Source organism: Pseudarthrobacter sp. NIBRBAC000502771 (assembly GCF_006517215.1).
Classification (GTDB): domain Bacteria; phylum Actinomycetota; class Actinomycetes; order Actinomycetales; family Micrococcaceae; genus Arthrobacter; species Arthrobacter niigatensis.
The window spans coordinates 3,400,454-3,413,495 of record NZ_CP041187.1 but is presented as its reverse complement, the minus strand read 5'-3'; the positions used below and the strand labels follow the sequence as shown (position 1 = coordinate 3,413,495).

Below are 13,042 nucleotides of genomic sequence, written 5' to 3'. Positions count from 1 at the left end.
GGACGTGGAAACGGGAACGTCAGTCTCCAGGCTCCGGTTCTGTCGCCAATGCATGGCCGCCGGCGCCGGCGCGCGGGCGGTAGAGGTGGCAGCGGACCCAGTGGCGGTTCAGGGAGTCGCCCACCTGGTGGCGGACGGGTTCCTCGGATGAGCAGCGCTGCTTCGGGTCGTTCTCAAAGGCGCAGCTGGCGGAAGCCATGACGGCTTGCCGGAGCTGGGCGCGGTGGATCGGGTCGTAGGATCCGGCCCGCGCCGGGTCGGGGACGGCTGAGACGAGCAATTGGGTGTAGGGGTGGGCCGGGTTGGCCAGCAGGTCCAGTGATTCACCCTCTTCCACGATTTCGCCGGCGAACATGACGGCCGTCCGGTCCGCCAGGTACCGGGCGGAGGCGAGGTCGTGGGTGATGTAGAGCATGGAAATGCCCTGCTCATCGCGCAGTTTCCGCATCAGGTTCAGCACGCCGATGCGGACCGAAACGTCCAGCATGGAAGTCGGTTCGTCGGCGAGGATGACGTTTGGCTCAACGGCCAGGGCCCGTGCGATCGCGACCCGTTGACGTTGCCCGCCGGAGAGCTCATGGGGGTAGGAGTCGAGCATGTCGGCCTGAAGCCCGACGGTGGTCATGAGCTCTTCGAGACGGCGCCTGGTCTGCTCTTCGGAACCGCGCTGGCGGGTGCCGCCTTTGCCGTGGATGGTGAGGGACCGGCGGAGGAAGTGCTCGATTCGGTGGGCGGGGTTCAATGAGCCAAAGGGGTCCTGGAAGACCATCTGCAGCTGGGACCGGAACTCCCGTGAGGCCTGGAAGCGGTCACGTTTGAGGACCTCGACGCCGTCGACCAGGATGGCCCCTTCGCTGGGTTTCTCGAGCCGGGCGACACAGCGGGCCAGGGTGCTCTTGCCTGAACCGGATTCGCCGACCAGTGCCACGATCTCTCCGCGGCCGATGGTCAGGTCGACACGGTGGAGCGCCCGGACCGCCTGGCTGGAGAACAGGCCGCCGATGTGGAAGGACTTACCAAGTCCGCGCACCTCCAGGGCCGGAGTCAGGGACGAAACATCCGGCCGTGCCGGGGAGTGGACGGCGTGGCTCATTGTGCTGCTCCTTCAAGGACGGCGGCTTCGGCGTCGGCATCAAACGGTGCCACGAAATGGCCGGGCGCAATTCCGGCGAGGTCCGGGATGTTCCGGAACTTCACGCCGTCGGGCAGGCCCTTAAGCGGGATCCGCGGACCGGTGAGCGGCGGGAACGCGCCCATGAGGGCTTGGGTGTAGGGGTGCCCTGGGGCGGTGTAGATGTCGTGCGCTTTGGCGGTCTCTACGATTCGGCCGCCGTACATGACCGCCATCCGGTGGGAGAGTTCGACCATCAAGGACATGTCGTGCGTGATGAAGAGGACGGAGAAGCCCAGTTCGCGCTGCAGATCCTTGATCTGGGCCATAATCTCCTGTTGCACCACCACGTCCAGTGCGGTGGTGGGCTCGTCAAGGATCAGCAGTGACGGCTTCAGGGCGACAGCCATGGCGATGACGGCGCGTTGCCGCATGCCGCCGGAGAGTTGATGCGGGTACGACTTGAGGCGGGCGGGGTCCATGCGGACCAGTTCCAGCAGCTGTGCTGCGCGTCGAAGGGCTTCTTTGCGCGGGTAGCCGGCGTGGGTAGTGAAGATGTCTGCCATCTGTTCCCCTATGGTGAGCACCGGGTTCAGCGAGTTCATGGCGGACTGGAACACCATGGCGACGTCCTGCCAGCGGAAACGGCGCAGCTCGTCCTGGTTCATGGCGAGGACGTCCTTGCCGCCGAAGGAGATGCTGCCGGCGGCGATCTTCGCCGGGTCCTTGAGCAGCCGCATGATGGAGTTGGCGATGGTTGATTTTCCGCAACCGGATTCGCCGGCCAGCCCGAAGACCTCGCCGGCGCCGATGCTGAAGGAGACGTCGTTCACGGCCGTGGTCGAGCGGGAGTCACCGATGTACTTGACGGTGAGGTTCTTGACGTCGAGGACCGGTTCATGGGAGCCGAAGGAGGTTTGGGAGACGGTCACTGTGCGGCGCCCCTTTCGGTGGTGGCGGGTTTGCGGATCTTCCGCAACCGGGGGTTGGTTACTTCGTCAACGGCGTAGTTGATGAGGGCCAGGGCGAATGCGACCAGGGCGATGCAGAGGCCGGAGGGGATAAAGACCCACCAGCTTCCGGTGAGCAGGGCGCCTTCGTTTCCGGCCCAGAAGAGGTTGTTGCCCCAGGAGACAGTGCTGACGTCACCCAGTCCAAGGAATTCGAGGCCCGCCTGGGCCCCGATGCCATAGATGACGCAGGCGAGCAGTGTTCCCATCACGATCGATGCCATATTCGGCAGGATTTCGCGGAACATGATGCGGCCGGCGCGCTCACCGGAGACGACGGCGGCAGCGACGAAGTCCTTGGATCGGATGGACAGGGCCTGTGCCCGGAGTACGCGCGCTGATCCGGCCCATCCCGTGACGGTGAGGACCAGAATGACCGTGCCCAGCCCCGGGGGCAGGAAGGCGGCCAGGATGACGAGCAGCGGCAGGCCGGGAAGGAGGAGGAAGACGTTGGTCAACAGTGAGAGTGCTTCATCGATGAATTTGCCGAAATAGGCTGATGCCAGGCCAACGAGGATTCCGATGAAGGTGGATGCGAACCCAACGGTAAGCCCTACGAGCAGGGAGCTTCGGGCGCCGTGGATGGTCAGGGCGAGCACGTCCTGGCCCTTGGCGGTGGTTCCGAGCCAGTGTTCGCTGTCTGGTTCCAGTGAGGCCATCCCGGTGATCCGGGAGGGGTCGTCCGGGAACAGTACCGGTGCGGCCAAGGCCAGGACGATGAAGACGAGCATGATGGCCATGCCGGTCATGGCCTTCTTGTTGGTGATGAGTCCGTGGATGAAACCGCGGTTGGTTTTGCGGGCAGCTTTTGCTTCAGTTGGCTGCTGGAGGATAACGCTGGTCATGGTCGGTCCCTTGGTTACGGGTACGCGCTGCTCAGTTGCTGCGCACGCGGGGGTCGAGGCGGACGTAGAGAATGTCCACCAGGAAGTTCGCCAGCAGCACGGCGGCGGTGATGGTCAGGAACAGGCCCTGCATAAGCGGGTAGTCGAGGCCTTGCACGGCGTTGAGGAGCTGGTAGCCGACGCCGGGGTAGGCGAAGACGACCTCGGTCAGGAGGGCGCCGCCGACGACGAAGCCCAAGCCCATGCCGAAGCTGGTCACCGAGGGCAGCATCGCGTTCCGGGCTGCGTAGCGGAGCATGATCCGTCCGGGGCGCAGGCCTTTGGCTTCGGCCATGGTGATGTAGTCCTCGGAGTTCGTGGCAATCATGGTGTTCCGCATGCCCAACATCCAGCCACCGATGGAGACCAGCACGATGGTCAGCGCCGGGAGCACGAGGTGGGCGGCGACGTCACCGATGAACTCCGCAGTGAACGCCGGCTCCAGGCCGTCGGTGAACGCGTGGCGGATGGGGAACCAGCCGAGCACGACGCCGAACAGGTACAGGGCGCCCATTGCCAGCCAGAAGTAGGGGAACGATCCAATGAAGACCAGCACGGGAGGCAGGGCCGAGTCGAGGGCGCTGCCGCGGCGCCAGGCTGCCAGGATGCCCAGCAGGTTGCCCACGACGGCGGCAATCACCAGCGCGGTCCCGCCAAGCAGGAGGGTCCAGCCGATTTGGGACGAGATGACTTCGGTAACGGGTGTGGGGAAGCGTGTAATCGATACCCCCATCTGTCCGGTGAGGATGTTCTGGAGGTAGCCGGCGTACTGCTCCCAGATGGGCCGGTTGTCCACGCCAAGCAGCTTGCGCAGGGCCTCGAGCTGTTCGGGCTGCATTCTGTCCTGGGAGCGGGCGAACATGCGTGATACGGGGTCCCCGGGCATGAAGCGGGGGAGCAGGAAATTCAGGGTGATGGATGCCCAGAAGGCGATCAGGTAGAAACCCAGTCGGCGCAGGATGAAGCGCACGGTTTCCCTCCAATTCGGGAGTGGTCAAGATTGTGGGTACGCCCGACGGCCGGCTGATGGCATGAGCCAGGCCGTCGGGCGTGTGGTGCCTTGAGGGCCAGATGGGCCTCAGGGGCGGGGACTACTTGCGCGGTTCCAGGCTGGTCAGCACCAGAACGGTGGTGGGTGCGCGAACCGAGAGGGTGGCGTACGGGTTGTCCTGCGTGGGCCAGCCGGTGAAGCGGGTGTCGTTGTATGCACCCCATTCCGGGCCGGAGAACAGCGGCACTACTGGTGCGACGTCGTTGTATTCTTCCTGTAGCTTGTTGGCAATATCCTTTTGCCTGGACTGGTCAGTCGCTGCAGCGAAGTCGCTCAGCAGGGCATCGGCTTTGGGGTCGCCGAAACGGTGGTAGTTGTCGGAGGCCTTGGTGCCCACCGGCTTCACCGATGCGGAGCCCATGGTGGTGTTGAAGTACTTGTACGGGCTGGGATCGTTGGCACTCCAGACGATGCCGGAGTCGAAATCACCCTTTTCGTAGCCTGCCACCACGGCAGCCCAGTCCGGGGAGTCCACCTTCGCGGTTACGCCGACCTCCGCCAGGTTCTGGGAGATCACGTTGGCCACGGAGAGCCAGTCGGACGAGGTAGCACCCACGGAAATCTTGAACTCGAACGGTTTGCCGTCCTTGAGCGTGCGCTTGCCGTCGGGGCCCTTGGGGTAGCCCGCCTTGTCCAGCAGGTCGTTTGCCTGCTGGACCTCGTGCTTGGTCCACGTGCAGTTGTCCTTGACCTGGGTGTTCTTCCAGGTCTCGTAGTTGCCGGAGAGGCCGGTGCAGTCGGCCGGCTGGGCGTAGCCGCTCATGCCGATCTTGGTGACCTGGTCCCGGTCCACGGCCATGCTCAGCGCCTTGCGGACATCAACATCGTTGAAGGGCGCCTTGGTGGTGTTGAGCTGCCAGTTGATCATGGCACCGGTCGGAGGGAACCAGTAGTGCCGGTGGTCCTTGTCCTTTGAGACGAAGGTCTTTTCGATGTTCGGGATGTACTGGGGCGCCCAGTCCACGTCGCCGTTGGCGGCGGCAAGGTTGGCGCCGTCGTTCCCGGCGAACGCGAGCATCTTGATGCCGGCAATCTTCTGCTTGTCCGGCTGCCAGTAGTTGGGGTTCTTCTTCAGCACGAAGGACTGGGCCTGGAAGTTGTCCACCTCGGTGTACGGTCCGGTGCCCACAGGTTTGGCGTTGGCGTCCTTTTCCGGATCGGCCAGCGCGGACCAGATGTGCTTGGGCAGGATGCTGAGCTGGCCTACGTCGTACAGGGCGGGGGACCAGGGCTTGTTGAAGTTGAAGGTGACCTTGTTGCCTTGTGCCGTCACGCCGTCGAGATACTCGTAGCCGCCCTTCAGCTTCTTCTGGAGCTCGAACGTGTACGCGACGTCGTCGGCAACGAAAGGCTGCCCGTCGGACCACTTCACACCATCACGTAGGGTGAACGTGATGGACTTACCATCGTCCGCGGCCTTCCAGTCGGTGGCCAGCCACGGCACCGAATTCCCCTTGGCCGGGTTGAAGACCAGGAGGGACTCGTAAATGGACTGCTGGACCATGGGGTTGACGGTCGGCGCGAACGGGTTGAAGTTCTGCACGAACGTGCCCATGTCTTCACGGGGAATGGTGAGGAATGCGCTGGCGTTGGCTGCGGCGTCGGTGCCGCCGGGCTTGTTGCCGGTGGCGGCGCAGCCGGTCAGCAGCATCGCGCCTACCGCCAGTCCGGCCGCGGCAATGCGGGCGGACTTGAGGAACCTGGTTTGTGTCATGATGGGGTTATCTCTTCCTGTCTTCATCAGCAAGGTGAAGGGTGGGTGGGGGTTTTGCTCTTCGACGTTGATTTCGCGGTCAGACCGAAGAGCGTTCTAACAGCGGACAGTCGACCAACTGCTGATTGGCAGTGATCGGCTGTCCGGCTGTAAGGGCGGCGAGCGTCTGGACTCCCAGAGCGCCCATCTTTTCGAACGGCAACGCAACAGTGGTCAGCTTGGGCCTGAGGTAGGCCGCGATGAGTTCCTGGTTGTCGAAGCCGATCACGGCGATGTCACCGGGGATGGCCAGGCCACGTTCCTTGATGGCGTCGTAAGCCCCCATGGCCATACGGTCATTGAGGCAAAACAGGGCGGTGGGCCGGTCCCTGGCCGGGTACCGGTCAAGGATCTGACAGGCAGCGTCGTAGCCTCCGTCTGCCGTCGCATACCCGGCCGCCACGAGCTCCGGATCAAGCTCCAGGCCGGCGTCGGCCAAGGCCTCCCGGACTCCCTGCAAACGCCCAACAGCTGCGGGGATGCGGGGGTCCAGGTTGATCACACCGATCTTGGTGTGGCCGGCCGTGAGGAGGCGTTCGACGGCGACCCGTCCGCCCGCGCGTTCGTCAGGGACGATTGAGGGCAGCTTCCCGTCCAGGTCGAAACAGTTGACGAGCACCGTGGGCACTTCGTGCGCGCTGCGGGGCACATGGACGCCACGGTGGTGGGTTGCGGCGTACAGCAGGCCTTCCACCCGCTGCTCCAGCAGCTTCTCCACAGCAGCATCCTCCATCCCCTGGTTGGGGCCGGCCGCATCACCCTGGTCCGATGGGGCGATCAGGAGGAACCGGCCGTCACTCCAGGCCTGGTCCTGGGCACCCTTGATGATGTCCACGGCGAAGGGGGCGGTGACGATCTCGGTGACGATCCCGTACCAATCGCTGCGCTGGGATGCCAGCGCCCTCGCCCCGGCATTTGGGCGGTAGCCCAAAGCCTGAACCGCCTCAGCGATGCGGACGCGGGTCTCCTCCGAGATGCTGGCGTCTTCACGGTTGTTCAGCACGAATGAAACAGCTGTCCGGGATACTCCGGCATGCTTGGCTACATCATTCATGGTGACGCCACGCTGCCGGGCGGTGCCGGGTTTGTCGGGGGAGGTGGTCTTCGCCATTGAATGCTCCAGAGGTCTTCATTGAACTGGGGTTGCCCGTGCTAATACGGAAGCAATTGGGTGAATCTATGGTTAGTAACTCGCGTTACTTTCGGGCTGTGATCTAAGTTACCCGCGTTACTAAACGGTGTCAAGACGTTTCTTCAGCCGCTGCTGTTAGGGGCGGTCCTTGAAGGACTCGACCTTCCCGGGGTCTCTTTCGATGACGGGGCCGAGGATGTCATCGATCCTCAGGAGCATTTCCTGGTCGAGTTTCACTCCTGCGGCACGGACGTTGTCCACGAGCTGCTCGGGCCGGGACGCTCCCACGATGGCCGCCGAGACGTTGGGGTTTTGCAGTACCCATGCAACCGCGAAAGCCGCCATGGACAGTCCAGTCTCTTCGGCCAGGGGCTTCAATTTCTGGACGCGGATGAGGATGTCCTCGCTTAGAAAGCGGTGGTCATTCTTCAGCTTGCCGTTATCGCCTCGGAAGCGGGAGCGTTCCGGGGCCGCCGCGCCGGGGGTGTATTTGCCGGTGAGGACGCCCTGGGCGAGCGGAGACCAGCAGATCTGGCCAATGCCCAGTTCCTCGCTCAGGGGAACGATCTCCGGTTCGATGACGCGCCACAGCATGGAATACTGCGGCTGGTTGGAGATGAGCTGGACCCCAAGGTCCCTGGCAAGGGCAACGCCGGAGCGGATCTCGTCCGCCGTCCACTCCGACACCCCGATATAGTGTGCCTTCCCCGCCCGGACAATATCGGCAAAAGCCTGCATGGTCTCTTCCAGTGGGGTCTCGTAGTCATACCTGTGCGCCTGGTAGAGATCCACGTAGTCAGTCCGGAGCCGGCGGAGCGACGAGTTAATGGACTCCCTGACGTGTTTGCGGGACAGGCCGCGGTCGTTCCGGCCATCCCCGGTAGGGAAGTAGGCCTTGGTAAATATCTCCACGCTTTCACGGCGTGTTCCCTTGAGCGCGACACCCAAAGCTTCCTCAGCCCGGGTTCCGGCATAGGCATCGGCAGTGTCGAAGGTGGTCGATGCCCAACTCCAGTGCCTGTTTGACGCATTCCGTCGCAGCGGCCTGGACGATCTGCTCGCCGTGGGTGACCCAGTTTCCGTAGGCGATTTCACTGATGTACAGGCCGGAGGTTCCCAGTTTGCGGTATTCCATTAGGCATCATCCTTTTCGAAGTTGGTGAGTTGGAGCACAGCGTCGGCTGTGCCGCCGGTGGAGTAGAGAGTGAGGGATGTTTGGGCTGGATCCGGGAAGATCAGTTCGGTCACCGAGACGAGCCCATCGTTCGCGAAGACCTCCACTGAGCAATGGTCGACGAAGATCTGCAGGGTGTAGTTGCCGTCCTTGGCCGCGGCAATGGGGGCGCGGCTGGTGGAGGCGAAGGCTTCGTGGAAGTCGGTGTCGCCGGAGTGGGTGCGGTCCACGATCAGGTCCCCGCCGCCGGGATGGATCCCGATCCGTGTCCCGACCGTCCCGTCAGTTGACCCTCTGACCACAAGCCCGAACTCCTCGGCGTCACCAGGGGAGAAGGTGACGTCAATAAGCTGTACCGCGGTGCCGCCCTCAACAGTTGCGGGGCCGTTCAGGGCCAGCCGCTGCTCGGGACCGGGTGTCGAAGTTGCCCTCGCTTCCGGTGCGGGGTGCTGCAGGAGCCGGGGATGCCCGTTCACGGAAACGAGGGACATGTCCCGGACCAGGCTCATGGGGCTGCGCCAGGGCGAGGTGGGGATTTGGTTGGCATATTGCCAGTTGTTCATCCAGCCGATCATCAGCTGCCGGCCGTCCGGGACGTTGCTGAACGAGACCGCGGCGTAGTAGTCCCGGCCCCAGTCCAGCCACTGGTAGTCGGGTACGCGCTCAGGGTCCTGCATCCCCTCGGTGAGGGTTGTCTCGGAACTGAACGTGACGCCGTCGAACTCTCCCACGAAGTACTGCCCTGCGGACCCGCCGTTGGGGCCCCCGGGGTTCATGTTCACCGTCAGGACCCATTTCATGGCTGAGGAGTCACCGTCCAGGGGCAGCACAAAAAGGTCCGGGCATTCCCAGATGCCTCCCGTGCCATTGGCGGGGCCGAAGGTGCTGAGATATTCCCAGCTCTTGAGGTCCTGTGAGCGGTAGAGCAGGACGGTGAAATCATGGGCCTCCACCGCCACCATGACCCAATAGCTGCCCGAAGGGCCGTCGTAGCGGAAGACCTTGGGGTCCCGGAATTCCGGCGAGTTCCGGGTCAGGACCGGGTTGCCGGCGTACTTCGTCCAGGAGCATCCGCCGTCCGTGCTCCACGCGAGGGACTGCGCCTGCGTGCCCTCGTGGAGGGAGCCCGGCTTGTACGCGCTGGTGTAGATGGCCACCAGGGGAGCCTTCCCGTCCGCGCCGAATCCACTGGTGTTTTCGGCGTCCACCACGATGCTGCCGGAGTAGATTTCCTCGTCGTCATCACAGGGAATCGCTACCGGTTGTTCCGTCCAGCTGACCAGGTCGGTAGAAGTCGCATGGCCCCAGGACATATTGGCGTGGACGTTTCCGAAGGGGTTGTTCTGGTAGTACAGGTGGTAGGTGCCCTCGTGGAAGACAAGCCCGTTCGGATCGTTGAGCCACGTGTCTTTGGCGGCGAAGTGCATTGCCGGCCTGTAGGTCTCAACGGTGGTGGTGACGCTGTTCATTGTTCTCTTTTCATGGCCGTGGCTGAGGTCCTCGGACCTGTGGAGCGGGCGTGTGTTGGCGTAAAGGGAGCGCCGCGAAATCAACTGGCTGCAATTGCGGGAGTCGGGGTGCTCTCAGGTTCATCGCGTGGGGTGAGCGCCTGGCGAAGCAATGCCTGAGTGGTTCCGTGCCCGGCTTTGGGAGGCGGTGTCCGCCATTGGATGCTCCAGAAGTCTGTGGTTTGCACTTACCTGTAGTAACTCGCGTTACCTTGGTGCGTGATCTAAGTTACCCGCGTTAGTTTGTTGGTGTCAAAGGTTTTCTAAACGTGTCCGCCGTCGCCCACTACGTGCAGGGGCTGCATCTGGATTGTGTTGGGCTGTCGGTCCAAGCAAAAGGTACAAACGAGTCCTCGAGAAGATGGACTCTGACACGATGTCAGCGCGGAGAATCAGAGGCATGACCGATATCTCGAAGCTCATGCCCATCGGCCACTTCTCCTCGCTCAGCAGGATCAGCGTCAGGATGTTGCGGCATTACGATGCGAACGGAGTCCTCGCTCCGGCTTTTGTCGATCAAGCCAATGGCTACCGCTGGTATTCCCACGACCAGCTCCGCGAGGCAAGCGAAATCCGTCGGCTAAGGGACGTGGGCTTCAGTGTGTCTGCCATAGGGGCGCTTCTTGCTGGCCGCGGGACCCCCGCATATACACAAGCCCTGTCCGCTCAGCGAGCTGCCCTTGCCGAGGAATCGTCAGCCGCCCTGCGACGGATAGCTCTCATTGAACGAATGCTGGATCAACAATTTCAGGAGGACGCCATGTCTGCCGTGTCTGCCCAACTCACTTATCTGCCCGAGCAAACCCTCATCTCGCTTCGCGGCCGGGTGCCCGATTACACTGCCGAGGGCGAACTGTGGGCCCGGTTCATGCCGGAGATCTCGGCCCAAGGGATCCGCATCACGGGCGCCGGCGGGTGCATTGAGCATGACGGTGAATACCGCGGGCATGACGTCGACGAGTCGGTCTTCCTTGAAGTAGCGCCCGATACGGAGGCCGCGGAGCCACTGAGCGTGCTGCACTTTCCAGCACGTCGCGTGGTGACCGCTACAGTCACCGGGCCGTACACGGATGCGATTCCCCGGGCCCATGCCGTGATAGCAGCGCATATCGCAGATAACGGATTGCGGCCCGCAAGGGAAGATCACGACCTTGCGACGCACCACTTCAACATTTATCGCAACGATCCGAGCCAAACGCCCGAAGCCGAGCTCGTGACCTCAGTGTTCATGCCTGTGGTGGACGCATTGTCAGATGTGAGACTCTGAGGGCCGCTAAGCGATCTGCGTGAGAGCGGGAAACGGGTTTTATCCAGTCTGATTTAACCCACCCGAGGGTGGTGCCGGGCTGGTATCTGCCGGATAAAAGCCCCGGAGTGCATTTTGATTACGCGCCATAACCCAGGCCGCTTCCCCGCCACCCCAGTGTGCTGGCGCGACGATTGCCTCGCGCAAAGCCGTAGCGATGTGGCCCGTCGAGCAGCCACTCCAGGATGAGCAGGGCCCGCTGCGCTCCGACGATGCCGAGGGCAGCGGCGAGGTCGCTCACTCGGTCGGATCGGCGTCCGGTTTCATCCAAAACGGCGAGTAGTGGTAACCGTCGGGGTCGTCGAACTGGCGCTGGTACATGAATGGGTAGTCGTCGGTGTCACCAATCCGCCCGCCGGCTGCGCCGGCGCGTTCCGTGAGCTCATCGACTGCCTCACGGCTGCCGAGGTCGAACGAGACCGTGACCTTCGAAGGAGTGTCGGTTCCGCCGACCAGCTCTTCGGCGCCCCCGACGCTCGCGTACATCTCTCGGCTGCCGAGCATGACGTACTGCTCGGGCGCGATCGCGAAGCATGAAACGTTGTGACCGGACATTTCTTGGTTGAAGGTCCAGCCCAGGGCGGTGTAGAAGGCGGTCGCGCGCTCGATATTTTCAACCGGGCAGGTGATGAAGAGGCTCATGTGGCTCATACTTGCGAAATGCAAGTCCGAGGTCAAGGTATCGGCCCACACGGACCACGATTTGCAGGAGGGTTGCAGAACGTTCAGAGGTACGGGCGGGATCTAGGGACCGAACCGTGAGTTGCCTTTCTGCGGCCGGTGGAGGCGCTGTTTGTCGATGCCCCATGGGCCGGCTAATCGAACGGGTCATTTGGGCACTCCTAAACCGCCTCCCGTGGCCTGACCGATTCGATGCAGGTGCTGGCCGCCCGCGCGCCGCAGGTCATCGACTATCGGCCCGGACGGCATCGGGAACGCCTTACGCCCCGTACCAAGCGTGGACACAGGCCACTCTCACAGCAGCAGCGTCTCGAGCTCTCCAAGTCGCCAGAACAGGTCGGGGAGGCCGTCCAATCCGTTGCGTACGGACTCGTGCGACAGCGCGAGGCCAGGGCCGGTGCTCGCCTCGGCGCCGGCAAGGCACCGGAGGATGTTCCACCTCGTGTGCCCCAACCAGCCACCGATCATGAACACGAACCAGCTTGGCCCCGGTGGCGGCAGCACTCCACCTCCCGCGACATAGCCGTCGAGAACGGAGCGGAAAATGGCGGGCTTGATGTCCTCCAAGCCGGGTCCCTTTGCGAGGCTCAGCGCGGTCGAGCCAAGTTCACTGGACAGGTCGAGCATCCCCGAGAGCTCCCAATCGAGTAACACCGGCCGGCCCTCCCGAGCGAGCAGATTCCACGGTTGAATGTCCCGATGGGTCAGCACGACCGGGCCTGGCCGTTCGCAGGTGTCGACGAAGTGGGCAATCGCGAGGAATGTCTCGACGCGAGAGGCGAACTCGTCGGCCCAAGGCTGTCCGGTTTCCTTCGCCCGCGCGGCGAGCTCGGACCAGTCATGTGACGTCGGGTCCTCGATCGATGCATTCGTCCATGGGACGCCGAGCGCATGGATGCGAGCGAGGATCTCGCCGATCTCAAACGCGTACGCCGCCGACACGGGCGCTTCGGGCACCTTTTCGCCTTCGACCCAGCGGTGCACGAGCGTGTTGTAGCTGGCCGAGATTGGCTCTGGCATCGGAATGCCGGCAGCGAAGGCCGCCCATTCAAACCTGAACACGTCCTCGACGCGATAGGGCCAGCGGCGGTCGACGAGGTTCAGTTCCTTTATTGCGAACGACCCTTGATCGGTGTCGAGCCGGTACATCCGGTTGGCGAATCCGCCGTGCACGCGAATCATCGGCCCTGTCGGGGCGCCGGGATGCGAAAGGTTCACCCACCCATTCTAGGAACTGGCGCTTCATAGAGGCACCGGGCGTTCCCGGCAATGCCTGCTGATGGGATCCCCTTGCGGGCGCCTTCCGGGGATTGGGCCGACCGCTGTTTGCGCGGCATGCCTCGTGCCAATGGCTAGGCTGGCTGACTGACATCGGTCGCCTGGGGTTAGACGTCGTAGTGATTCTCCCGGGCGGCCCACAAAACGTGGGTTT

The 13,042-nt window shown here is 63.3% G+C and carries 10 protein-coding genes and 1 pseudogene; 1 reads left to right on the top strand and 10 read right to left on the bottom strand.

The annotated features are described in order from the left end of the window. Window positions 1-19: 19 nt before the first annotated feature. The 8 genes and pseudogenes from NIBR502771_RS15930 to NIBR502771_RS15895 all read right to left on the bottom strand — a co-directional run bounded on the left by NIBR502771_RS15930 (window position 20) and on the right by NIBR502771_RS15895 (window position 9,584). Window positions 20-1,093 carry an ABC transporter ATP-binding protein gene (locus tag NIBR502771_RS15930; protein WP_141160611.1) on the bottom strand — a complete coding sequence of 358 codons (1,074 nt, stop codon included), beginning with the start codon at window positions 1,091-1,093 and terminating at the stop codon, window positions 20-22. After that, on the bottom strand, window positions 1,090-2,043 hold the full coding sequence (locus NIBR502771_RS15925) for an ABC transporter ATP-binding protein (RefSeq protein WP_141160610.1): 954 nt from the start codon (window positions 2,041-2,043) through the stop codon (window positions 1,090-1,092). The genes NIBR502771_RS15930 and NIBR502771_RS15925 overlap by 4 nt, the downstream gene beginning before the upstream one ends. Beyond that, a complete protein-coding gene (locus NIBR502771_RS15920; protein WP_018763807.1) occupies window positions 2,040-2,966 on the bottom strand; it encodes an ABC transporter permease in 927 nt (308 codons plus the stop codon). Before NIBR502771_RS15920 ends, NIBR502771_RS15925 begins: the two co-directional genes overlap by 4 nt. A 31-nt stretch (window positions 2,967-2,997) precedes the next feature. Continuing rightward, window positions 2,998-3,975 (bottom strand): ABC transporter permease, encoded by a 978-nt coding sequence (locus NIBR502771_RS15915; protein ID WP_141160609.1) that lies wholly within the window; start codon window positions 3,973-3,975, stop codon window positions 2,998-3,000. A 121-nt stretch (window positions 3,976-4,096) separates the two neighbouring features. Then, window positions 4,097-5,770 carry an ABC transporter substrate-binding protein gene (locus NIBR502771_RS15910; protein ID WP_141160608.1) on the bottom strand — a complete coding sequence of 558 codons (1,674 nt, stop codon included), beginning with the start codon at window positions 5,768-5,770 and terminating at the stop codon, window positions 4,097-4,099. Window positions 5,771-5,849: 79 nt separating this feature from the next. Further along, on the bottom strand, window positions 5,850-6,920 hold the full coding sequence (locus NIBR502771_RS15905) for a LacI family DNA-binding transcriptional regulator (protein WP_141160607.1): 1,071 nt from the start codon (window positions 6,918-6,920) through the stop codon (window positions 5,850-5,852). 156 nt (window positions 6,921-7,076) lie between these two features. Beyond that, window positions 7,077-8,076: pseudogene (locus NIBR502771_RS15900) on the bottom strand (aldo/keto reductase family protein). Continuing rightward, window positions 8,076-9,584, bottom strand: coding sequence for a glycoside hydrolase family 32 protein (locus NIBR502771_RS15895; RefSeq protein WP_141160606.1), 1,509 nt, complete (start codon window positions 9,582-9,584; stop codon window positions 8,076-8,078). The pseudogene NIBR502771_RS15900 and the gene NIBR502771_RS15895 overlap by 1 nt, the downstream one beginning before the upstream one ends. A gap of 439 nt (window positions 9,585-10,023) precedes the next feature. Here NIBR502771_RS15895 and NIBR502771_RS15890 point away from each other — a divergent pair, with 439 nt between their 5' ends. Further along, on the top strand, window positions 10,024-10,890 hold the full coding sequence (locus tag NIBR502771_RS15890; protein WP_168225749.1) for a GyrI-like domain-containing protein: 867 nt from the start codon (window positions 10,024-10,026) through the stop codon (window positions 10,888-10,890). A gap of 276 nt (window positions 10,891-11,166) precedes the next feature. Here the strand turns inward: NIBR502771_RS15890 and NIBR502771_RS15885 are convergent, their stop codons facing one another. Together NIBR502771_RS15885 and NIBR502771_RS15880 are read right to left on the bottom strand one after the other, a co-directional pair. Then, the gene (locus tag NIBR502771_RS15885) at window positions 11,167-11,571 is read right to left on the bottom strand and encodes a VOC family protein (protein WP_141160604.1); all 405 of its coding nucleotides are present in this window, start codon (window positions 11,569-11,571) and stop codon (window positions 11,167-11,169) included. A 333-nt stretch (window positions 11,572-11,904) separates the two neighbouring features. Beyond that, the gene (locus NIBR502771_RS15880; protein WP_141160603.1) at window positions 11,905-12,828 is read right to left on the bottom strand and encodes a phosphotransferase family protein; all 924 of its coding nucleotides are present in this window, start codon (window positions 12,826-12,828) and stop codon (window positions 11,905-11,907) included. Between the last annotated feature and the right edge of the window lie 214 nt (window positions 12,829-13,042).